This window comes from Rahnella sp. BIGb0236 (assembly GCF_004364755.1).
Classification (GTDB): domain Bacteria; phylum Pseudomonadota; class Gammaproteobacteria; order Enterobacterales; family Enterobacteriaceae; genus Rahnella; species Rahnella victoriana.
Genome location: NZ_SOAO01000007.1, coordinates 1 through 23073 on the forward strand (window position 1 = coordinate 1; position 23073 = coordinate 23073).

General features: G+C 54.6%; 22 protein-coding genes. 11 read left to right on the forward strand and 11 right to left on the reverse strand.

The genetic code is table 11. The features are described 5' to 3' along the window. Window positions 1-399: 399 nt before the first annotated feature. The gene (cysB, locus tag EDF78_RS15045) at window positions 400-1374 is read left to right on the forward strand and encodes an HTH-type transcriptional regulator CysB (RefSeq protein ID WP_095921674.1); all 975 of its coding nucleotides are present in this window, start codon (window positions 400-402) and stop codon (window positions 1372-1374) included. Between the two features lie 186 nt (window positions 1375-1560). Continuing rightward, window positions 1561-4233 carry an aconitate hydratase AcnA gene (acnA, locus tag EDF78_RS15050; protein ID WP_133823382.1) on the forward strand — a complete coding sequence of 891 codons (2673 nt, stop codon included), beginning with the start codon at window positions 1561-1563 and terminating at the stop codon, window positions 4231-4233. A gap of 72 nt (window positions 4234-4305) precedes the next feature. Here acnA and ribA read toward each other — a convergent pair whose 3' ends face one another. Then, entirely contained in the window at window positions 4306-4896 is a 591-nt protein-coding gene (gene ribA, locus EDF78_RS15055) for a GTP cyclohydrolase II (protein WP_095921676.1), read from the reverse strand. A 290-nt stretch (window positions 4897-5186) separates the two neighbouring features. On the opposite strand from ribA, the gene pgpB reads away from it, so the two are divergent. The 3 genes from pgpB (at window position 5187) to lapB (ending at window position 7686) form a co-directional block, all read left to right on the forward strand. Then, window positions 5187-5948, forward strand: coding sequence for a phosphatidylglycerophosphatase B (pgpB, locus tag EDF78_RS15060; protein ID WP_095921677.1), 762 nt, complete (start codon window positions 5187-5189; stop codon window positions 5946-5948). 250 nt (window positions 5949-6198) lie between these two features. After that, on the forward strand, window positions 6199-6510 hold the full coding sequence (locus EDF78_RS15065) for a LapA family protein (RefSeq protein WP_133823383.1): 312 nt from the start codon (window positions 6199-6201) through the stop codon (window positions 6508-6510). Window positions 6511-6516: 6 nt separating this feature from the next. Then, window positions 6517-7686, forward strand: coding sequence for a lipopolysaccharide assembly protein LapB (gene lapB / locus EDF78_RS15070; RefSeq protein ID WP_095921678.1), 1170 nt, complete (start codon window positions 6517-6519; stop codon window positions 7684-7686). 47 nt (window positions 7687-7733) lie between these two features. Here lapB and EDF78_RS15075 read toward each other — a convergent pair whose 3' ends face one another. Continuing rightward, entirely contained in the window at window positions 7734-8021 is a 288-nt protein-coding gene (locus EDF78_RS15075; protein ID WP_095921679.1) for an Arc family DNA-binding protein, read from the reverse strand. 191 nt (window positions 8022-8212) lie between these two features. On the opposite strand from EDF78_RS15075, the gene pyrF reads away from it, so the two are divergent. Next, window positions 8213-8941 (forward strand): orotidine-5'-phosphate decarboxylase, encoded by a 729-nt coding sequence (gene pyrF, locus EDF78_RS15080; protein WP_133823384.1) that lies wholly within the window; start codon window positions 8213-8215, stop codon window positions 8939-8941. Window positions 8942-8953: 12 nt separating this feature from the next. Next, entirely contained in the window at window positions 8954-9283 is a 330-nt protein-coding gene (gene yciH / locus EDF78_RS15085) for a stress response translation initiation inhibitor YciH (RefSeq protein WP_095921681.1), read from the forward strand. A 60-nt stretch (window positions 9284-9343) separates the two neighbouring features. Here yciH and osmB read toward each other — a convergent pair whose 3' ends face one another. Further along, window positions 9344-9562, reverse strand: coding sequence for an osmotically-inducible lipoprotein OsmB (osmB, locus tag EDF78_RS15090; protein ID WP_095921682.1), 219 nt, complete (start codon window positions 9560-9562; stop codon window positions 9344-9346). A gap of 401 nt (window positions 9563-9963) precedes the next feature. Between osmB and araD the strand changes: the two genes are divergently transcribed. Continuing rightward, window positions 9964-10659 (forward strand): L-ribulose-5-phosphate 4-epimerase, encoded by a 696-nt coding sequence (gene araD, locus EDF78_RS15095; protein ID WP_095921683.1) that lies wholly within the window; start codon window positions 9964-9966, stop codon window positions 10657-10659. A gap of 138 nt (window positions 10660-10797) precedes the next feature. Here the strand turns inward: araD and EDF78_RS15100 are convergent, their stop codons facing one another. Genes EDF78_RS15100 through EDF78_RS15110 form a run of 3 tightly spaced genes read right to left on the reverse strand, consistent with a single transcriptional unit; the run spans window position 10798 to window position 14939 of the window. Beyond that, window positions 10798-11541: a DNA-binding transcriptional regulator YciT gene (locus tag EDF78_RS15100; protein WP_131693330.1), complete on the reverse strand. Its 744-nt coding sequence runs from the start codon at window positions 11539-11541 to the stop codon at window positions 10798-10800. A 60-nt stretch (window positions 11542-11601) separates the two neighbouring features. After that, entirely contained in the window at window positions 11602-14034 is a 2433-nt protein-coding gene (locus EDF78_RS15105) for a formate C-acetyltransferase/glycerol dehydratase family glycyl radical enzyme (protein ID WP_133823385.1), read from the reverse strand. Window positions 14035-14039: 5 nt separating this feature from the next. Beyond that, window positions 14040-14939 (reverse strand): glycyl-radical enzyme activating protein, encoded by a 900-nt coding sequence (locus tag EDF78_RS15110; RefSeq protein WP_133823386.1) that lies wholly within the window; start codon window positions 14937-14939, stop codon window positions 14040-14042. Window positions 14940-15086: 147 nt separating this feature from the next. Here EDF78_RS15110 and fsa point away from each other — a divergent pair, with 147 nt between their 5' ends. Together fsa and kdgT are read left to right on the forward strand one after the other, a co-directional pair. Continuing rightward, on the forward strand, window positions 15087-15752 hold the full coding sequence (gene fsa, locus EDF78_RS15115) for a fructose-6-phosphate aldolase (RefSeq protein ID WP_133823387.1): 666 nt from the start codon (window positions 15087-15089) through the stop codon (window positions 15750-15752). A 259-nt stretch (window positions 15753-16011) separates the two neighbouring features. Next, window positions 16012-17010, forward strand: coding sequence for a 2-keto-3-deoxygluconate transporter (kdgT, locus tag EDF78_RS15120; RefSeq protein WP_095921688.1), 999 nt, complete (start codon window positions 16012-16014; stop codon window positions 17008-17010). A 204-nt stretch (window positions 17011-17214) separates the two neighbouring features. Here the strand turns inward: kdgT and EDF78_RS25650 are convergent, their stop codons facing one another. From EDF78_RS25650 to EDF78_RS15145, 5 genes are all read right to left on the reverse strand, one after another. Further along, the gene (locus tag EDF78_RS25650) at window positions 17215-18060 is read right to left on the reverse strand and encodes an amino acid ABC transporter ATP-binding protein (protein ID WP_229920953.1); all 846 of its coding nucleotides are present in this window, start codon (window positions 18058-18060) and stop codon (window positions 17215-17217) included. A 15-nt stretch (window positions 18061-18075) separates the two neighbouring features. After that, window positions 18076-18990 (reverse strand): amino acid ABC transporter permease, encoded by a 915-nt coding sequence (locus EDF78_RS25655; RefSeq protein WP_095921689.1) that lies wholly within the window; start codon window positions 18988-18990, stop codon window positions 18076-18078. Between the two features lie 27 nt (window positions 18991-19017). Next, entirely contained in the window at window positions 19018-19521 is a 504-nt protein-coding gene (locus EDF78_RS15135; RefSeq protein ID WP_095921690.1) for a GNAT family N-acetyltransferase, read from the reverse strand. A gap of 15 nt (window positions 19522-19536) precedes the next feature. Continuing rightward, window positions 19537-20466 (reverse strand): ABC transporter substrate-binding protein, encoded by a 930-nt coding sequence (locus EDF78_RS15140; RefSeq protein ID WP_195817031.1) that lies wholly within the window; start codon window positions 20464-20466, stop codon window positions 19537-19539. 204 nt (window positions 20467-20670) lie between these two features. Next, a complete protein-coding gene (locus EDF78_RS15145; protein WP_095921692.1) occupies window positions 20671-21855 on the reverse strand; it encodes a M20 peptidase aminoacylase family protein in 1185 nt (394 codons plus the stop codon). Window positions 21856-22085: 230 nt separating this feature from the next. Here EDF78_RS15145 and EDF78_RS15150 point away from each other — a divergent pair, with 230 nt between their 5' ends. Continuing rightward, a complete protein-coding gene (locus EDF78_RS15150; protein WP_133823388.1) occupies window positions 22086-23072 on the forward strand; it encodes an MsnO8 family LLM class oxidoreductase in 987 nt (328 codons plus the stop codon). The last annotated feature ends 1 nt before the right edge of the window (window position 23073 follow it).

Consider the following 23073-nt stretch of genomic DNA (forward strand, 5'->3'; position numbering starts at 1 on the left):
GGGAAAGAGCCTTTCCCCGAGTGGTAAAGGAAAGGCCCTGGAAGTATCCTAAAGCTCAGAAAAAAGCCAGTCTGTTGCTTAACTGACTGGCATTAGTCCTTTGGGCTGGTTTTTTTATTGCATTAAGATCTATCATCGACCGGTTCTTGCTGTTTTTCTTATCAGGGCAGGTTTGCCTGCCATTTTCGTTATGTTCTCCGGCTATACATGACGTTAATAATTGATATAATTGTTATATAGAATTTATTCTTATGCACTTAAGTAATAAGCTAATGCGTCTGGGGCATAAAACGGTGCGTTCACAGACTTCCGGTATTCGATAAAAAATCATTTCCAGACTGTTCAGCCTTTGGATGAACAGGGATGGCGACAGGGTTTGAAACCAGGGTGGTATGAGATATGAAATTGCAGCAACTGCGCTACATCGTAGAGGTTGTTAATCACAATCTGAACGTCAGTTCGACGGCAGAAGGCCTGTACACGTCGCAGCCGGGGATCAGCAAACAAGTCCGTATGCTGGAAGATGAACTCGGGATCCAGATTTTTTCCCGCAGTGGTAAACATCTCACACAGGTGACACCGGCCGGACAGGAAATCATCCGTATCGCCCGTGAAGTGTTGTCGAAAGTCGATGCCATCAAAGCCGTCGCCGGTGAACATACCTATCCCGACAAAGGATCGCTGTATGTGGCGACCACGCACACTCAGGCGCGTTATGCCCTGCCTAATGTGATTAAAGGCTTTATCGAGCGTTACCCGCGCGTTTCGCTGCATATGCATCAGGGATCGCCGACACAGATTGCTGAAGCGGTTTCAAAAGGCAATGCGGATTTCGCCATTGCCACCGAAGCACTGCATCTGTACGACGATCTGATCATGCTGCCTTGCTATCACTGGAACCGCGCCGTGGTAGTTCAGCCTGATCATCCGCTGGCAGGGAAAGAAAAAGTCACCATCGAAGAGCTGGCGGCGTATCCGATAGTCACCTATACCTTCGGCTTTACCGGCCGCTCGGAGCTGGACACCGCGTTTAACCGCGCCGGTCTGACGCCACGTATTGTCTTTACCGCGACGGATGCTGACGTCATCAAAACCTACGTGCGCCTTGGGTTAGGGGTAGGGGTTATCGCCAGCATGGCGGTTGACCCGGTTCAGGATCCGGATTTAGTGACCGTGGATGCGCGTGATATTTTCACCTACAGCACCACGAAAATCGGCTTCCGTCGCAGCACCTTCCTGCGCAGTTACATGTACGATTTCATTCAGCGATTTGCACCGCATCTGACGCGTGATGTGGTTGATACCGCGATTTCCCTGCGTTCGAACGAAGACATTGAAGAGATGTTTAAAGACATTAAGTTGCCGACCAAGTAAGTCGTCACGCTCACTCTCCATTGCGATCCCGCTGCTTCCTCACAAGATGCGGCGGGATTTTTTTTGCCTGATGAACAGTTTGAGCTGTTATCAAAATGTTAACGGCATTTTGTGTTATCTTTAACTATGCACTTATAAGCCAGCGGGTTATTCCTCAAGGCCACGCTGAGCGCTAAAGGAGAAGCTATGTCGTCTATTCGCAAGAACAGTCTGGATAAGCTGGCAGTCCGGGAGAAGGAATTTTACTACTACAGCCTGCCGCTCGCTGCCAAAACGCTGGGTGAACTTCAGCGCCTGCCAAAATCCCTCAAAGTTTTACTCGAAAATTTACTGCGCCACGTAGATGGTGACACTGTCACGGAAAGCGACCTGCAAGAGCTGGTCAGCTGGCAAAAAACCGGTCATGCCGATCGGGAAATTGCTTACCGTCCGGCGCGCGTGCTGATGCAAGATTTCACGGGTGTACCCGCGGTCGTGGATCTGGCTGCCATGCGTCAGGCGGTAAAACGCCTCGGCGGGAATGTCGAACAGGTGAACCCGTTGTCGCCGGTCGATCTGGTGATTGACCACTCGGTGACGGTGGATGAATTTGGGGATGATCAGGCCTTCGATGAAAACGTGCGTCTGGAAATGGAGCGTAATAACGAACGCTACCAGTTCCTGCGCTGGGGGCAAAAAGCCTTTAACCGTTTCCGCGTGGTGCCGCCGGGCACCGGGATTTGTCATCAGGTCAATCTGGAATACCTCGGACAAACCGTCTGGTACGAAGAGCAGGATGGCAAAACCGTGGCCTATCCCGACACGCTGGTCGGCACGGATTCACATACCACGATGATCAACGGTCTGGGGATTTTAGGCTGGGGCTGCGGCGGTATTGAAGCCGAGGCCGCGATGCTCGGCCAGCCGGTTTCCATGCTGATCCCGGACGTTGTCGGTTTCAAACTGACCGGAAAATTGCGCGAAGGCATTACCGCAACGGATCTGGTATTAACCGTTACCCAGATGCTGCGCAAACATGGCGTGGTGGGCAAATTTGTTGAATTCTACGGTGACGGGCTGGCCGATTTGCCGCTGGCCGACCGCGCGACCATCGCCAATATGTCGCCGGAATTTGGCGCGACCTGCGGCTTCTTCCCGGTGGATGATGTGACGCTGAGCTACATGAAACTCAGTGGCCGCAGCGATGATCAAATCGAACTGGTGAAAGCCTATTCGCAGGCGCAGGGGTTATGGCGTCATGCCGGTGATGAGCCGGTATTCACCAGTACGCTGTCGCTGGATATGGGCGATGTGGAACCCAGTCTGGCAGGGCCGAAACGCCCTCAGGACCGCGTGGCGCTGCCCAATGTGCCGAAAGCCTTTCAGGCCGCGACCGAGCTGGAGCTGGGTAACAGCAAGCCGGGGCGCAGCGATAAAGAGAGTTTCACGCTGGAAGGCCAGCATTATTCGCTGACCACCGGCGCGGTGGTCATTGCCGCGATCACGTCATGTACCAACACCTCAAACCCGAGCGTGCTGATGGCCGCAGGTTTGCTGGCGAAGAATGCCGCTGAAAAAGGGCTGACCAGCAAACCCTGGGTGAAAACCTCGCTGGCGCCGGGTTCCAAGGTGGTGACCGACTATCTGAACGCAGCCGGACTGATGCCGCATCTGGAAAAGCTGGGCTTCAATCTGGTCGGCTACGGCTGCACCACCTGTATCGGTAACTCGGGGCCGTTGCCGGAACCGATTGAATCCGCGATCAAGGCCGGTGATTTAACCGTCGGTGCGGTGCTTTCCGGTAACCGAAACTTTGAAGGGCGCATCCATCCGCTGATCAAAACCAACTGGCTGGCCTCGCCGCCGCTGGTTGTGGCGTATGCGCTGGCCGGAAATATGAACGTCGATCTGACCACCGATCCGCTGGGCGAGGGCAGTGATGGTGAACCGGTTTACCTGAAAGATATCTGGCCGTCGGCCAATGATATTGCCAATGCTGTCGGGCAGGTGACGACGGACATGTTCCACAAAGAGTACGCCGAAGTGTTCAACGGCGATGCCAGCTGGCAGTCCATTCAGGTGGAAGGCACGCCGACCTACACCTGGCAGGAAGAGTCCACCTATATCCGCCATCCGCCGTTCTTCAGTGATATGAAGGTCGAACCGGACGCGCTGGAAGACATCAAAGACGCGCGTATTCTGGCGATCCTGGCCGACTCAGTGACCACCGACCACATTTCGCCCGCCGGGAACATCAAGGCTGACAGTCCGGCCGGGCTTTATCTGACCCATCATGGGGTTGAGCCGAAAGCGTTTAACTCCTACGGTTCGCGGCGTGGTAACCACGAAGTGATGATGCGCGGGACGTTCGCCAATATCCGCATCAAAAACGAAATGGTGCCGGGCGTGGAAGGCGGCTATACGCGCCATATTCCGTCGCAGGATCAGCTGGCGATTTACGATGCGGCCATGCGTTATCAGCATGAGAGTGTGCCGACGGCGGTCATTGCCGGTAAAGAATACGGTTCCGGTTCCAGTCGTGACTGGGCAGCGAAAGGGCCGCGTCTGCTGGGCGTGCGTGTGGTTATCGCCGAATCATTCGAACGTATTCACCGCTCAAATCTGATCGGGATGGGGATTTTACCGCTCGAATTCCCGCAGGGGGTAACCCGCAAAACGCTGAAACTGACAGGTGACGAACAACTGAGTATCAGCGGGCTGCAAAACCTGACGCCGGGGCAGGACGTCGCGGTGCATATTACGTTCGCCGACGGCCATACTGAAACTATCGATGCGCGCTGTCGTATTGATACCGGCAATGAGCTGACGTACTTCCGTCACGGCGGTATTCTGCATTACGTGATCCGCAAAATGCTGTAATCCGGATCCCTGCCAATAAAAAAAGGGCACCTTCTTAAGGTGCCCTTAATATTTTCATCGGACTATAAACCCTTACTTATCGAGCAGATGGCCCATTTTGGCGGCTTTGGTCGACAGGTAACGTTCGTTTTCCGGATTGCGGCCAACGATCAGCGGAACGCGCTCGGTAATATGGATACCGGCTTCGGTGAGGATTTCGACTTTCTTCGGATTGTTGGTCAGCAGGCGGACGGAATCAACGCCAAGTAATTTGAACATATCGGCGCACAGCGTGAAGTCACGTTCGTCGGCGGCGAATCCGAGCTGATGGTTGGCTTCGACGGTATCGTAGCCTTTATCCTGCAAGGCGTAAGCGCGGATCTTATTCAGCAAACCGATGTTACGGCCTTCCTGACGGTGATACATCAGAATGCCGCGGCCTTCTTCAGCGATATGATTGAGGGCGGCTTCGAGCTGGAATCCGCAGTCACAGCGCAGGCTGAATAAGGCATCACCGGTCAGGCATTCGGAGTGAACACGCGCAAGGACAGGCGTTTCACCGCTGATGTCGCCAAAAACTAACGCCAGGTGGTCGTGCCCGGTGGCCAATTCTTCAAAACCCACCATCAGGAAATCGCCCCAAGGTGTTGGCAGATTGGCTTCTGCCACCCGTTTCAGCTGCATTTTACGCTCCAAAAAAACCACAAATAGTCTTTATTTACAGTGAGTATTTTACTTGTTGATGCGCATCCTACGTTCTGATGCGGCCTCTGGATAGGGAATCGGTGCCTTTCCATCCTAACAGGGCGCTATTTTGCCACACTTCGGGTCACATTTTAGCGGGAATATTTGAACGATTCGTTCATAACTTATGAATTATAACCGCTTACTCAACAACTGAAGCGAAAGGAAGGTGAAGCGTTGACAAGGTTGATACACTCCCACTCTTTTTACGCATGACAGAAGGAACGACTATGTATGATATCGCCAAACGCACCGCCATCGGGGCTGTGATGTTATTAGTGATGCCCGCAGCGGTTTGGATCAGCGGCTGGTTATGGACGCCGGGGGGCAATCCCGCCGTGTTGCGCCCGCTTTACTGGGTGACGGAAACCGTGAGCCAGCCGTGGGGCATTATCACTACCGTGGTGCTGTGTGGCTGGTTTCTGTGGTGTCTGCGTTTTCGCCTTAAAGCCGCGAGCGGGCTGGTGGCCATCATCATTGCGGCGTTACTGATCGGCCAGTACGCCAAAGATTACATCAAGAGTGAAGTCCGCGAGCCGCGCCCGTATGTCGCCTGGCTGGGCACCGATCACCAGATGAACGTGGATGAATTTTACGCGCAGAAGCGAAAAGCGCGCAGCGCGCAGGTGAAGGAAATTCTCGGCGATAACGTGCAGGTCCCGCACTGGCTGAACAAAAGCTGGCAGAAGGATACCGGTTACGCGTTCCCTTCCGGGCACACCATGTTCGCCGCCACCTGGGCACTGCTGGGCGTCGGTCTGTTATGGCGGCGTAAGCACTATAAAACGGTGACGGCGCTGATGATCTGGGGCGTGGTGGTGATGGGCAGTCGTCTGATGCTCGGAATGCACTGGCCGCGTGATCTGGTAGCGTCAGTCGGGATCAGCTGGCTTCTGGTCACGGTCGCCTGCTGGCTGACGCAACGTTACATCGGTCCGCTGACACCGCCACCGGCGGAAAACCGCGAAATCGAAGAACGCGATCCCTCGTAGTTCTGTTTACGGAAAGGGGGGCTTTGCAAATTCCCCCTTTAATTCCACGCTTTTCATCCCCATATCTTCTCCATAGGTCAAATTGCCGTGGTGTTTGCTGCATCCCACAAAAGTCGCATGAAGTTTATCCAGACGGCATTTAAACCCCGCGCAATGTTTCCCTGCTTTGTTCGGAAATGCTAACTTATTAGGTCGGGACGAGAGTTTTTGGCATAATTCATCCGGTACATCCGGCATTACAGGAATGAATGTGAAATATCTGCTGATTTTTTTATTTTTACTGGTCATCGTGGTGATTTCTATCACCCTGGGTGCCCATAACGATCAGACTGTGACCTTCAATTATTTGCTGGCGCAGGGTGACTATCGCGTTTCAACACTGCTTGCCGTACTGTTCGCGACCGGTTTCATTCTTGGCTGGGTGATCTGTGGTTTGTTCTACCTCCGTGTCCGTCTGTCACTGGGCCGCGCACAGCGTAAAATCAAACGTCTTGAACAACAAATTGAACCCGCGGCTGTCGTTTCGCCGCCCGCAGCATCCTACGATGTCAGCAAGGAATAACCCTCTATGTTAGAACTGCTGTTTCTGTTGTTGCCCGTTGCGGCCGCCTATGGCTGGTACATGGGGCGCAGAAGTTCTCAGCAGGACAAACAGGAAAATGCTAACCGCCTGTCGCGTGAATACGTCGCGGGCGTTAACTTCCTGCTTTCCAATCAGCAGGACAAAGCGGTCGACCTGTTCCTCGAAATGTTGAAAGAGGACAGCAGTACGGTCGAAGCGCACCTGACTCTGGGTAACCTTTTCCGCTCCCGTGGTGAAGTCGATCGCGCGATCCGCATTCACCAGTCTCTGATGGAAAGTGCCTCGCTGACCTTCGAACAGCGCCTGCTTGCCGTACAGCAACTGGGCCGGGATTACATGGCGGCCGGTTTCTATGACCGTGCGGAGGACATGTTTAATCAGCTGGTGAAAGAGCAGGATTTCCAGCTGTTTGCCCTTGAGCAACTGTTAATCATTCATCAGGCGACCAGCGACTGGCAGAACGCCATCGATGTGGCTGAACGTCTGGTCAAGCTCGGCAAAGAAAACCGCCGTAAAGAAATTGCCCATTTCTGGTGTGAGCTGGCGCTTCAGGCTGTGGTGTCAGATGATTTTGACAAGGCGACCGGCTTACTGAAAAAAGCCGCATCGGCGGATAAACTCTGCGCCCGCGTGTCGATCATGCAGGGGCGGATTTTGCTGGCGCAGGGCGAATATCGCAAGGCGACCGAAGCGTTACAGCGGGTGCTGGAGCAGGACAAAGAGCTGGTCAGCGAAGCGCTGCCGATGCTGCAAGAATGCTATCAGAACCTTGGCGATACGCTGGCCTGGGCGGAATTCCTCAAACGTTGCGTCGATGAAAATACCGGTGCCACTGCGGAACTGATGCTGGCAGAAATCATCCATGATGAAGAAGGGCGTGAGACGGCGCAGAACTATATCAACCGTCAGCTTCAGCGCCATCCGACCATGCGCGTGTTCCATCACCTGATGGATTACCATCTGGCCGATGCGGAAGAAGGGCGTGCGAAGGAAAGTCTGGTCTTACTGCGGGATATGGTGGGTGAGCAGATCCGCACGAAGCCCCGTTACCGTTGCCATAAATGCGGCTTTACCGCGCATTCACTCTACTGGCATTGCCCGTCTTGCCGGGGCTGGGCGACAATAAAACCGATCCGGGGACTGGACGGACAGTGATCGTTTGACTCGCTGTCCTTCCGGCTATCGCGTGCTGATTCTTCGTGTTACTTCTTCTTACTGCTGGTCTTACGTGCGTTAAGCAACGTGCGTAATTTCTTGATTTCTTTGGCGGTCAGCGCGGGTTCAGTCTCTTCGGCGAGATGCTGGTTATCAATGTCATGTTCGGTGGCTTTTGCGGCTTTTTTGCCTTTCGGCGCGGCGGGGCTAAAACTCTCTTCCAGACGCGCTGCCACTTCTGCACTTAATGAATGTTCTGCCTGAGCAGCGGCGTTTTTAATCAGTTCTTTTAATTCGACCGGAATTTTCACAGTCAGGGTCGTTATCTCACTCATTTTTCAGCCTTTCCTTAGAGTAAAAATAACAAGCTATGCCAGCCTTGTCGCATCGTCTAGTGCTTAACAAAAATTTAATAAAACTGTCACATTATGTGTAGCTGTGAATTCAGCGACTTGCCATGTAAAATGCGGGCGGCAAAATGAATAGTTTCCCTTCCTGATTTGAATATTAACAAGAGGCTGACGATATGAAGTCCGAAAATAACATTAACAACAACGACTTAAATACATCACCTATTGTTGTCGCACTTGACTATGCCGATAAGGCCGCCGCGCTGGCCTTTGCCGATAAAATTGATCCCCGTGATTGCCGTCTGAAAATTGGCAAAGAGATGTTTACCCATTTTGGCCCGCAAATGGTCAAAGATTTGCAAACCCGCGGTTTTGACGTCTTTCTGGATCTGAAATTCCACGATATTCCAAACACCACCGCGCGCGCAGTGGCCGCTGCAGCCGATCTGGGCGTGTGGATGGTGAATGTCCATGCCAGTGGCGGGGCGCGCATGATGACCGCCGCGAAAGAAGCACTGGCTCCCTTTGGTAAAGATGCGCCGCTGCTGATTGCCGTGACGGTGCTGACCAGCATGGAAGGCAGCGATCTGGCAGATCTGGGCATCGACCTTTCTCCGGCGGATTACGCCGAGCGTCTGGCCCGCCTGACCCGCGATTGCGGCCTCGATGGCGTCGTGTGTTCCGCGCAGGAAGCGACGCGCTTTAAATCGGCATTAGGGCAGACCTTTAAACTGGTGACACCGGGTATCCGCCCGGCAGGCAGCAAAGCCGACGATCAGCGCCGCGTGATGACTCCGCAGGAAGCCCTGGCGGCAGGGGTGGATTACATGGTGATTGGCCGTCCGATCACGCAGTCTGCCGATCCGGCCCACACCTTACGTGAAATCCGCGCGTCACTGATTTAAGAAGGAAGAAGCATGAACAACGACAGCAACAGCCGTTTAGTCTATTCGACCGACAGCGGCAGAATCGATGAGCCGAAAGCGGTGGCTGAGCGTCCGAAAGGTGACGGCATCGTGCGCATTCAGCGTCAGACCAGTGGCCGTAAAGGGAAAGGCGTATGCCTGATCACCGGCGTGGATCTTGATGATGCGGCACTGGAAAAACTCGCGGCGGAGCTGAAAAAGAAATGTGGCTGCGGCGGTGCAGTGAAAGAGGGCGTGATTGAGATCCAGGGCGATAAACGTGACCTGCTCAAACAACTGCTGGAAGCGAAAGGGATGAAAGTGAAACTGGCGGGCGGCTGATGTGAACAAGATGCTGCGCCTGTTAACAGCGCAGCATCTTTCAATTTTTTGGCGCTGTCTTTATTTGCTGACCTGATGCCCCACAATACCACCGACTGCTGCGCCACCTAATGTGCCTAAGGTACTGCCATCAGTCAGAACCGCACCACCCAGTGCACCGGCACCGGCACCAATTGCCGTGTTGCGGTCACGTTTAGACCAGTTACCGCAGGCGGTAACAGACATCGCAAGAGTCAGAACCAGTGCAATACTGGCAACGCGTTTATTTAAGAGCATCATAGTTATCTTCCTCAAAGGATTAACGTTCAGCATCATTTATAAGTATAGGTAAATGGCAGCATTCTCACCGAAATTCACCCTGTATTCCTTCACAGTACTTACAAATTTTCTGGCTGTTCCGAACCTTTATTTATAATTCGTATCATCCGGACGCACTTTTGCATCCGTTGAATTAAAATAGTGAAATTACCATTCATTCACTAGGTGAATAATCTTAATTCACCAGCTTACCGCTTCACCGGAGCACAAAAGACTAAAGCCCGGACACTTCTCATCCAAATCCCGCCTGGCAGGCACTTTTACGTTTGCAGCAGATCTGTACGCACTCTTTAGCGATTTGCCCCATACCTGCGTTTTGCCGTCAACCAGACAATAAAGCATCGCAATAAGAGGGAACCAAGATGCTTAAACAACTGAAAGAGCAGGTACTGGAAGCCAATCTGGCACTGCCGCGCCACCATCTGGTGACCTTTACCTGGGGAAATGTCAGCGCGGTGGATCGCCAGCAGGGGCTGGTGGTGATCAAACCGTCGGGCGTGGAATACGATCACATGGGTGTGGACGACATGGTGGTGGTGGAACTCGAGACCGGTAAAATCGTCGAAGGCAGCAAAAAACCATCTTCGGACACCGACACGCACCGCGTGCTGTACCTGAATTTCCCGGAAGCGGGCGGCATTGTGCATACCCATTCACGTCACGCCACCATCTGGGCGCAGGCCGGTTTAGACATTCCAGCCTGGGGCACCACGCACGCGGATTATTTCTACGGCAACATTCCCTGCACCCGTCTGATGACGGAAGAAGAAATCGCCGGGCGTTATGAATGGGAAACCGGTGAAGTGATAGTCAAAACCTTCGCGGAAAGAAATCTTTCACCGGCAGATATTCCTGCGGTGCTGGTTCATTCCCACGGGCCGTTTACCTGGGGGAAAGATGCGGATAATGCCGTGCACAATGCGGTAGTGCTGGAAGAGGTGGCCTATATGGGCATTTTCTCCCGCCAGCTCACCCCGCAATTGCCGGATATGCAGCCGCAGCTTTTAGATAAACATTACCTGCGTAAGCACGGTAAAAACGCCTACTACGGTCAGTAATCCCCTTCATACGTCGAATTGCAGATGCGTTGGCTGCGCATCGTCACCCGAATCACTTACTTGTGTAAGCTCATCGGGATTCCTTCACCTGCCGCCTTGCTGCAACTCGAATTTATTTTGGGGATAAGTAATGATGGGTCAGCTGACAAGGCTGACCTTAATCCCTGCGGCAGAAAGCTGCTGTTGATATTCAGCGGACAGTTTATCGTCGGTGATCACCCGGCTGAAGGCGCTGACCGGCCCCAGCGGGTTGAGATTGATTTGGCCGAATTTCGAGGAATCGGTCAGCACGATATTTTCCGCGCCTTTCGCCACCACGGCATTCACCACGTCAGCACGCAGCATGTCGCGGCCGGTAAAACCGGTGGTATCGGTAAAGCCGTCGATGCCCATAAACGCTTTGCTGAAATTCATTTGTTGCAGACAGAGCCGGGTCAGCGGGCCGACCACGGTCTGACTGGTTTTCTGATACATTCCGCCGAGTAACACCACTTCACACGGCATGCTTTTCAGTAACGAAGCCACATAACTGCTGACGGTGATCACCGTCAGGTTCTTCTTATCGGCCAGATATTGCGCCAACAGGGCAATGCTGCTGCCACTTTCGAAAAAGACCGTTTCACCGTCCTGAATAAGCGACGCCGCGAACTTCGCCAGCTTCTGCTTCTGGGCAAAATTCGACATCATGCGGGTATCAACGTCATCGGTCTGGATCGCCACCGCATAACCGTGCGCGCGGCGCAGATAATGACGCTGTTCCAGCAAGGTGAGGTCATGGCGGATAGTGACTTCCGATACCTGACAAATCTGTGACAACTCACCAACGCTGATGCGTTGCTTGTCGTTTACCCATTGCAAAATAACTTGCTGTCTGTCGTTCATAGCCGCCCAAAATACGGGCGACCTGCGCCGCCCGGAAAAAGTAAAATTCAGATGAGAACGTTAAAGTGAATGTTCTGTGCGGGCGATAATATCATCCTGAGCCTCCGGCGATAAGGCCGTGAAGAACGCGGAGTAACCCGCCACGCGCACTACCAGGTCGCGATAATTCTGCGGCTCCTCGCGCGCCTTCAGCAATGTCTCGCGAGATACGATGTTGTACTGCACATGCCAGCCGCGATGTTCCTCAAAGAATGTCCGCAGCATCAGCATCAACGTCTGGCGGTCAGTTCCATTTTCCAGCGATGCCGGATTCAGTTTTTGATTGAGTAACACGCCGCCGAGAATGGCTTCTGTCGGCAATTTACCCAGCGAGTTAAACACCGCCGTCGGCCCGAGATGGTCGGTGCCGGAGGCCGGGCTGGCGCCTTCTGCCAGCGGGGTAAAGGCTTTGCGGCCATCCGGTGTGGCGGTGGTTGCCGCACCAAAGGGCACGTTTGCCGAAATGGACGACGTACCCGCGTAATAGGTGCCGCCGACCGGGCCGCGTCCGAAACGGGTATTGTGATAATTCGACAGTTCATCGATATAGCACTGATACGCGCGCACCAGCAGCTGATCCACGTCGTCATGATCGTTGCCATATTTCTCTGCGCCGTTAATCAGACGCTGACGCAGCCGCTCGCCGTCCAGCCCTTCATAATCGGAGGCCAGCGCCTGTGCCAGCTCCTGCTGGCCGATCACGCCCTGATCAAACACCAGTTTTTTCACGGCGGCCAGGCTGTTGCCCAGATTGGCGATCCCGACCTGCAAACCGGACACCCAGTCGTATTTTGCGCCGCCTTGCTTGATGGTTTTTCCGCGTTCGATGCAGTCATCCACCAGCGCCGAACACAGAATATCCTGTGCGTTCTCTTCCAGAACCGTATCGACCACACATTCGATTTCGATGGATTTACGGGTGTAATAACGGATCTGCTGATCCCACTGCGCAAACACCTGTTCGAAGTTATCAAAATTGCCCTGCGACAAACCGCGTTCCTGCGGCAGGAAGCAGGTATGACTTTTTGCGTCGTGACCCTGTTCCATCGCGGCGAGCATCACGCGGGCAAAGTTGATGAAACTCATGCCGGTGCAACGATAGCCCCATTTGCCGCCGACGGCCGTTTCGATGCAGCCGATGGCGGCATAATCGTATGCATCCTGTTTTTCGACGCCCAGCTTAATGAATTCCGCAATGACAATTTCGTCGTTATTAAAGGCCGGCATCCCGAATCCGCAGCGGATCACCTGTACGCAGGCATCGAGGAAATCACTGCTCATGCCTGCGTGATAGCGTACGCTGAGATTCGGCTGGGTGGAGCGCAGCTGACCGCAGGATTCCAGCACCGCGTATGACAGCGGATTAACCGCATCAGAGGCCACGCCGTTATGCAGATTCTGTCCGCCGATGGTGACATTCTGATACAGCGGACTGCCCGCTGACGCTTTGGAGTGCGTACCGGAACGGATTTTGTTCACCTCCAGCAATTTCAGCCAGCAGCTTTGCAGCAATTCGATGGCCTGATCGCGCGCCAGCGTCTGCTCCAGCTCGACATCACGGCGATAGAACGGATAAAGATACTGATCCATACGACCGAATGACACGGAATGGCCGTTGGATTCGATCTGCAAAATCAGCTGAATGAAATAGCACAGTTGCAGTGCCTGCCAGAAATTTTGCGGCGGCTGATGAGCGATGACGTCGCAGTTAGCGGCGATCGTCAGCAACTCGTTGCGGCGCGCCTCGCGGGTTTCGGTGGCGGCCATGTCCCGTGCCAGTTGCGCGAAACGCACGACGTGATCGCTGACCGCAGCCAGCGTGATATCAATGGCTTTCAGCAGTTGTTCTTTATGCAGGTCTTCCCAGTCGGTCAGCTGAATACGGCTGCGGCGCTCGTCCACTTTACTGCGCAACCCGTCCAGACCCAATTCCAGCAGCAGCGGGAAATTCACCGCCAGATGGGCATCGCCGGAAGTCATATTGCCCTCGGCTTTCACGATGCCGCTGTCGAGCAGGGCTTTCTGTTCATCAGTAAACATGCCATAGCAACGGTCCTGCACGGTCTGACCGCGCCACCACGGGCAGATATCATGCAGAATTTTTTTGTTGGCTTCACTGACCGCAAAACCCGCGCCGGGGCGATCTGCCAGCGCGTCAATTTCGCTTTCGATCCAGCCGACAGTGTATTCCGGGAAAATCGGTGCGGCGCGCACTTCGCTGGCCTGATTCCCCACGATCAGCTCGTCGTGTTTGATCCAGATAGTGCGCTGGCGCAGATGTTCCGCCAGCGCCAGTGCGCGACGAACCGCCAGCGGCTTGTCGGCATGTTGCTGATAAATCTGCGTGTAATGTTGCGCGCGCTCGGTACACACCGGCGGCTTCACGATGTGGATCAGGGCGTCTTTATGCGCGCGGATACGGCCGGAAAGGGTGTTCAGATTCAGTTGGGTCATTTTTCTTATCCTCTTAACTGTGCACAAAGCCCTTTTTCAGCGGCGTATTGCTCAGCGAACGTCAGCAGGTCAGGGTCATTTAACGGCTGGCGTGGCGCCAGATAGGGTTGTCCCAGCAGGGCATATTTGTTGATGCCGAGGGTGTGGTAGGGCAAAAAGTGGATGGCGTCGCAGCCGGTTTCTTCCGCGGCAAAATCGACGATCTGGCGAACGGATGCCCGGTCAGCATTAAAATCAGGAATTAACGGCACCCGGACGATCAGTTTTTGTCCGGCCGCCGCCAGCCGACGGAAATTATCTTTCACCCGTCGGGCAGACCCGCCGGTCAGACGCCGGAAAGGCTCGTCGGCGACATGTTTGAGATCGGCCAGCAGCAGATCCAGCGCGCCCAGTGAAGGCTCGATATATTTCCACGGCACATGCAGGCAGCTTTCCACGGCGGTGTGCAGCCCTTCATGGCGGCAGCGTTGCAGCAGTGTCAGCGCAGTCTGTGGCTGCATAAAAGGCTCACCGCCGGAAAGCGTGACGCCGCCACCGGTGCGGGTATAAAAAGGTTTATCGCGCAGGATCTGCTGCATCAGGGCATCAATAGCCGCCTCTTCCCCGCAGACGCTCAACGCGCCGGAAGGGCAGACGTCAGCGATCTGGCTCAAATCGTCAGCCTGAAACTGTTCACGCCGCACGGCAATGTCACCTTTTTCCACGCGGATGGCATGAGGAAAGACCGTCGCACAGTGCTGGCAACCTGCGCTGCACAGGCGCGAATCGAACAGCACATCCGGTGCGGCGGAACGGCTTTCCGGGTTTTGGCACCAGGTGCAGCTCAGTGAACAGCCTTTCAGAAAAATGACCGTGCGGATCCCCGGACCATCGTGTGTGGAATAACGCTGTACATTGAAAATCATCTCGACGCTCTCTGAGTTCCGGTTTATTCTTTCGTAATTTACAAGCTTTCATTCGAAAGTGATTTTGATGACGATCAACAAACCTTCTGCTTGCAGGCGTACACTCTCTGAACTTTGCATTCACTCACAAGTTTCAGGGAGAAAGTTATGGAGCTGTATCTCGATACTGCCGATGTCACTGCGGTAAAACGTTTGTCGCGCATCCTGCCGTTGCAGGGGGTTACCACCAATCCGAGCATCGTGGCGAAAGAAGGAAAATCGCTGTGGGAAGTGTTGCCCGCGTTGCGTGATGCTCTGGGCGGTAACGGCAAATTGTTCGCGCAGGTCATGGCATCCGACGCCGAACAGATGGTTGCCGAAGCGCTGTTATTGTCGCAACGTGTCTCCGGTTTGGTGGTGAAAGTGCCGGTCACCCGTGAAGGTCTGGCGGCCATTAAGAAACTGAAAAGCATGAACATCCCGACGCTCGGCACGGCGGTGTACGGCGCCGGTCAGGGGTTGCTCTCGGCGCTGGCCGGGGCGGAATATGTCGCGCCGTATGTGAACCGTCTGGATGCGCAGGGTGGTGACGGCATCGCGATGGTGAAAGAATTGCAGACATTGCTCAGTCTGCACGCGCCGCAGTCAAAAGTGCTGGCTGCCAGTTTCAGAACGCCGCGCCAGGCAATGGATTGTCTGCTGGCGGGATGTCAGTCCATCACCTTGCCGGTGGATGTGGCCGAACAACTGCTCAACACGCCTGCGGTACAGGCAGCGGTGGAAAAATTTGAAGCCGACTGGCAGCAGGCGTTTGGCACCACCACGCTGAGTTAATTGTCCGGCGCATGAACCTACCCGCACAGACCTCTGCTGCGGGTTTTTTTACGTCTGCGGGTTAAGAATTTTCGTATTAATAGTCGAAAATGTGATTTCCCTCCGCAATCAAATATTGACGAATTAAATTTATAAAACTAGCGATCTAAAAAATAGAAACATCGTTTCAATTTATGAAGTGAATCACTTTTATCACTCTGATAAATGGATAACGTAGCGGCATTCGGTAGTCCGTTACTTTTAAATCAGGTGAAAAAATATGCACATTAAACGAGCGATAGAAAAAATCCCTGGTGGGATGATGTTAGTGCCTCTCTTCCTGGGTGCGCTGTGCCATACCTTCGCGCCTGATTCGGGCAAATATTTTGGCTCCTTTACCAACGGACTGATGACCGGCACCGTACCGATTCTGGCGGTGTGGTTTTTCTGCATGGGCGCTTCCATCAAACTCAGCGCGACCGGTACGGTGTTGCGTAAATCCGGCACCTTAGTGGTCACCAAAATTGCGGTCGCGTGGATTGTGGCGGCGGTGGCGTCCCGGTTTATGCCGGAGAATGGCGTGGAGTTCGGATTCTTTGCCGGGCTTTCCGTGCTGGCGCTGGTCGCCTCAATGGACATGACCAACGGCGGTCTTTACGCCTCTGTGATGCAGCAATACGGCACCAAAGAAGAAGCCGGTGCATTTGTGCTGATGTCGCTGGAATCCGGCCCGCTGATGACCATGGTGATCCTCGGCACGGCAGGTATCGCGTCATTCGAGCCACACGTCTTCGTCGGTGCGGTGTTGCCGTTCCTGGTCGGTTTTGGCTTAGGTAATCTTGATCCGGAACTGCGCGAGTTCTTCAGCAAAGCGGTACAAACGCTGATCCCGTTCTTCGCCTTCGCACTGGGTAACACCATCAACCTGAGCGTGATCGCACAAACGGGACTGTTAGGCGTAATGCTGGGTGTGGCGGTGATCGTCATCACCGGTATCCCGCTGATCCTTGCCGATAAATTCATCGGTGGCGGCGACGGAACGGCAGGCATTGCCGCCTCCAGTTCCGCCGGTGCGGCGGTCGCCACGCCGGTACTGATTGCAGAAATGGTGCCGCAGTTCAAACCGATTGCTCCGGCCGCCACGGCGCTGGTCGCCACCTCGGTGATTGTGACATCCATCCTGGTGCCGATCCTGACAGCCATGTGGTCAAGAAGAGTGAAGAGCAAAGCGGTGAAAGGCAAAGTGGCGATGGATCCGCCGATGGCGAGTGTGAAATAACGGTTTTAGTTGGGCAAGAGGCATTAACCCGGAAGGTATATGCAGGACAACTCCCTCCCCTGCGAAGGGGAGGGTTGGGGTGGGGTATTAATGACAATTCAATGGGTTAAAGTGTGCTTTGGCTTTTGTGTTGTCTTTAAAACCCCCTCCCGCCTCCCCCTTCGCAGGGGGAGGAGCAAAACCGTATTCACCTTAAGAGTGCTGTCAAAGCACTTTCTCCAGAAACCGCCGCGTACGTTCATGGCGCGGCCGGTCCAGCACCTGTTCAGCACTTCCGCTTTCGACGATGGCGCCATCGACCATAAACACCACCTGATCTGCCACCTGCCGCGCGAAGCCGATTTCGTGCGTGACCACCACCAGCGTCACGCCGGACTGCGCCAGCTTTTTAATCACATCCAGCACCTCGCCCACCAGTTCCGGATCCAGCGCGGAAGTGGGTTCATCGAACAACATCACTTTCGGGTTGAGCGCCAGTGCGCGGGCGATGGCGATTCGCTGCTGCTGGCCGCCGGAAAGGTGGCGCGGCCAGGCATGGGCTTTTTCGCGCAATCCGACGGTATCGAGCAGTTCATAGGCGCGGGCGATGGCCTGTTTACGCGGGAATAAACCGTGAACCACCGGCGCTTCAATGATGTTATCCAGCACGGTCATGTGCGGAAAAAGATTAAAATTCTGGAACACGTAACCGACGTGCGTACGCTGTTTCAGAATGGCGCGTTCCTTGAGTTCATACAGCGTATCGCCTTTGCGGCGGTAGCCAATGTAATCGCCGTCAATCTGGATAAAGCCTTCATCAACCCGCTCCAGATGGTTAATGGTGCGCAGCAGCGTGGATTTCCCCGAGCCGGAAGGGCCGAGGATCACGGTCACGGTGCCGGGTTCAATACTCAGGCTGACATTATCCAGCGCTTTGTGTGCGCCGTAGTATTTGCTCAGATTATGGATATCGATGCGCCCGACGGTGGCGGCCTGCGGCTTATGCAAAAACAGGCGTTCTGCGGGGGCGTCTGCCGGGCGGTTAACGAATAAATCAAAGGCTTCAGACATTCGGTTTTCCCTTTATTAAGAACGGGCGGTGCGCCACAGACGCAGGCGTTGCAAAGGCGTTGGCGCGACCTGCCGCACCGTGCCACGCGCGAAATAACGTTCGACGTAATACTGCAATACCGATAATACGGTGGTGATCAGCAGATACCAGATGGTGGCGACCATCAGCAGCGGAATGACCTGTTGCGTGCGGTTGTAAATCACCTGCACGGTGTAAAACAGCTCCGGCATCGACAGCACATAAACGATCGACGTGCCTTTCGCCAGACTGATCACCTCGTTAAAGCCGGTCGGCAGAATGGAGCGCAGCGCCTGCGGCAAAATAATGCGGAAGGTGCGGCGGTAAGCCGGTAACCCTAAAGCCGCCGCCGCTTCATGCTGACCGTGTTCTACGCCCAAAATGCCGCCGCGAATGATTTCTGCGGTATAGGCCGACTGCACCAGCGACAAGCCGAGTACGGCGACGGAAAACTGATCCAGCAAATTGACGGTCGGCGTGCTGAAAAAGGAAATCGTGGTGAACGGAATGCCAAGGGAAAGGTTGTCGTACAGATAGGAAAAGTTATAGAGGATGATCAGCACCAGCAGCAGAGGCAGAGAACGGAACAGCCAGATATACCCCCAGGCAAGGGCGTTGAGCAGGTACGATTTCGACAGGCGGGCGAGGGCCAGCACGGTGCCAAAAATCACGCCAAACACCGTGCCGAGCAGCGTCAGCAACAGCGTTTTACCCAGCCCTGACAAAATCACCGGATCAAAAAACCACTGACGAAACACGCCCCATTCCCAGCGGGAATTCGTCGCAATCGACTGGATAATCCCCAGCAGAATGAACACGGAAAACACCGCACCGGCCAGCCGCCACGGATAACGCGCGGGCACCACTTTCAGCGGGGGATGACGTACAGATGAAGGGGCATTTTCGCTCATAACGTTCTCTTTCTGTCAGGTTGCAGTTCAGGTGACGGGAACGTCAGCTGTCAGCGCCTTGGTAAACGGCAGGCGTCCGTCATACGGCGGACGGGAAAACACTTCCGGATCCAGACGGGTATCAAACTGTGGCTGATAGCCGTGGGATAAATACAGTCCGACGGCTTCCGGCTGACGGAAACCGGTGGTCAGAAACACCTGCCGGTAACCGTACGCGGCGGCACGGCGTTCCAGCTCGTGCAGGATTTTTTGCGCCAGTCCCTGACGGCGCAGCGACCGGTGAGTCCAGATACGCTTCAGCTCGGCGGTCTGCTCGTCGTAGCGTTTGTACGCGCCCATGGCAATGGGCGCGCCGTTTCTCAGCAGAACAATGAACGTGCCATCGGGCGCAGAGAACACACTGTTATCTTCCGGTGGCTGGCTTGAGAAAAAATCGCCGTAGCGGTCGCGATATTCACCGAATAATCCTTCAATCACCGGCGCAATCAGCGGGTCTTCCGGCGCAATCTGAATAAAAACGTCTTCGCTCATTGTTCGTGCTCCTGATCAGTCGCCCAGTCCCGGCGGATTAATTTCTGAATGGTCAATTTTCTCGACACTTTCACCCCAGCGATCCAGTACTTTGATATAAGCACCGCTGGCGATGGCACTGTTCAGCGATGCCTGCACGGCATCCACCAGTCCGTTACCTTTTTTCAGGGTGACAGCGATATTGGCCGTTTTCGGCCAGCCGCCGGGCACGGTACCGACCAGTTTGGTTTTGCCGGTCAGCAGGGCTTTATACGCACCGGTGACGTTAGGGCCGAAGGTGGCATCGGCACGACCGGACTGGATCGCCAGCGTCGCGGCGGCGTCATCAGTGACATATTGCGGCTTGAGCGCCGGTAATCCTTTGGCCTGATTTTCTTTGTCCCAGGCCAGCAATACCGCTTCCTGATTGGTGCCGGAGCCGACGATAATGCGTTTACCGGCGATGTCCGGCGCAGACGTAATGGACGTGATTTTGCTGTCACTTTTCACGTAAAAGCCCAGCGTGTCCTGACGATAGGTCGCGAAATCAAACTTGGTTTTGCGGTCTTTGGTGACGGTGATGTTATAGATCGCCGCATCGTATTTTCCGGAAGTGACGCCGAGCGGCCAGTCTTCCCACGAGGCGGGCACCACCTTGAGTTTCAGGCCCAAACCGTCGGCGACCAGACGGGCGATATCCGCTTCGCTGCCGATCACGGTTTTATTGTCGCGGGCATACAGGCCGAACGGCGGTGCGCTGCCGAGAACCGCCAGCGCCACGGTCAGCGTGCCGGGTTCAACAAACTTAAAATTGGCCGGAATTTTGGCCGCGGCTTCAGCACTTTTCGGCGTATGAATTGGCGTTTCATTGGCAATCAGATCTATTCCCGGCGCGGCCTGTGCCACCGCAGAAAAACTCAATAATGCGGCGATGGTGGTCGCGGTGAAAGTGGCGCTATGTTTCATCATTATTCTGTTTACCCTGCATTCTTATTGTTTATGGTGATTATCGTGTGGTGACGTTTTCACTATTCCCGAGTGTTACAGGGATGTAAAACAACAAAATTAAATAATCAAAGAGATAAAGTAGAAATACATGACGGCATAAAATAACCACGAAAAATGCCCGGAATAACCGGGCATGAGAGAATAAGATCAGGAATGAAAAGGTTATTTTTCGCTTAATTCCCGCAGTGCTTTTTCCGCTAACTGCTGGAAATAATTCGCCGCCGGATAAATGGCCGATTCATCCGGATTAAATTGCGGATGATGCAATCCGAAATCGCTGGCCGAGCCGATGCTGACAAACGCCCCAGGCACATGATGCAGATAAAAAGCAAAGTCTTCACCGCCCATCTGCGCCTGCGCCACTTGCGCGTTATACCCAAAATCAGCGGCCGCCTGTAAGGCAAAATCCGCCCAGCGTGGCGTATTCACCACAGCAGGCGGCCCGCCGAACCAGTGCAGTTCCGCTTTCGCGCCCAGGGCCTCAGCCACGCCGGTGATCACCTTGCGGATCCGCTGCGGGATCTGTTCGCGGATAACGCTGCTGTAGGTGCGCACCGTTCCTTCCAGTTCGACCGTTTGCGGCAACACATTCCAGGTATTGCCGCCTTCGATGCGGGTGACGCTGACCACCGCCGCATCCTGCGCACTGACGTTGCGGCTGACCACGGTTTGCAGCGCGGTCACGATATGGCTGGCGGTGACAATACTGTCAGTGCCTTCTTCGGGATGAGCGGCGTGCGCGCCTTTGCCGGTGACGGTGATCTGGAAGCGGTCAACGTTGGCATAAAATGCGCCGCCTTTGGTTTCAAAAGTTCCGACCGGCAGTTCCGGCGCATTGTGCAGGCCGAAAATCGCATCGACGTTGACCAGCGCACCGGCTTTGATCAGTTGCGATGCGCCGCCAAACCGTTCCTCGGCAGGCTGGAAAAACAGCCGCACGCGGCCGGGGAGCTGGTCTTCGCGTGCTTTAAGTAAATAAGCCGCGCCGAGAATCACCGAGGTGTGGAAATCATGGCCGCAGGCGTGCATCACGCCGGGCTGTTGCGAACTGAACGGCACGCCGGAGGCTTCTTCAATCGGCAGGGCATCGATGTCACCGCGCAACGCCACCACCGGTCCGGTCTGCGGGCCGATTTCTGCAACGACGCCGGTTTTCAGGCCAAGTGATAAAATGCGGATCCCGGCGGCATTCAGCCACTCCGTTATTTTTTGCGTGGTCACAAATTCCTGATTGGATAATTCAGGGTGCTGATGTAATTCACGGCGATAAGCGATGAGTGTTTCTTCTAATCCTGACGGAGTGCCGGAGGTGATATTTTTCGTGTCTTCTGCAAGTGAAATGCTCATAGCGAAATAACCCTATTGTCTGATAATGCGTGTTCAGGAGAGGTAGCAGGTCATTTCATGCTAGTCAGCACGGTGAGAATAACTAAATACTCAGTCGCTATAATTTATAGTCATTTTGCACAGCGCGGTGCATAGCAAAATACTGACTATAGAAACGTGTTTTTATTATTTAGCTTTACCCTTATTTCATGGAACTCTTTTTATCACGACGGATAAAAAGGAATACCCAGGTGAATTACCGACTGAGTTTATTAGACCAAAGCCCGATTAATGATGGGCAGACGGCGGCGCAGGCACTGAATGCCACGCTGACCTTTGCGCAGGCCGCCGAACGGCTGGGCTATCACCGTTTATGGGTATCGGAACATCACGACGCTGAAAAGCTGGCGGGCAGTTCGCCGGAAGTGCTGATTGCCTGGCTGCTGGCGCACACCTCCCGGCTGCGCATCGGTTCCGGCGGGGTGATGCTGCAACATTACAGCCCGTATAAAGTGGCGGAAAATTTCCATCTGTTGTCATCACTGGCCCCGGATCGCGTGGATATCGGTATCGGCAAAGCGCCCGGTGGTTTACCGCTGTCGACCAAAGCGTTGCGCGCCCATGCACCGGCCGAATCAGCGCCCGGTTTCCCGGCGCAGTTACAGCAACTGACGCATTATCTGACGCATCTTGATGATCATCTGGCGGGCACCGAAGCCCGTGCGTTGCCACGTCCGCCGGTTGCGCCGCAGCGATTTCTGCTCGGTGCCAGCAAAGAAAGCGCCCGTCTGGCGGCATCGCTGGGCTGGAACTTTGTGTTCGCCGGTTTTATCAATGCCTCCGCCGAAGCGATGACCGAATCGGTGCTGGCCTTCCACGAATATTCCGCCGGACAAGGGCAGGCGCTGGTCAGTCTGGCGGTGCTGGCGGCTGAAACCCGCGAGCTGGCCGCTGAAAAGGTGGCCGAACGACATAATTTCCGCGTCACGGTGGGCGACCGCCATGTCACCGTTGGCTCCCGCGAACAGGCGGAAGCCTTTGTGCGGCAGTCCGGTGCGACGCAATACCATATCGAACAACAGCAGATCAGCGTGCTGCACGGCACGCCGGGCGATATCCATCAGCAACTGCGCGATATCCAGCGCCGCCTGTGCGTGAACGAATTTGTCATTCATACCCCACTGACCGAGGCCGATGTGCGTCTCAAATCCATCGAATTGCTGGCTGGCCAGCTGTAAG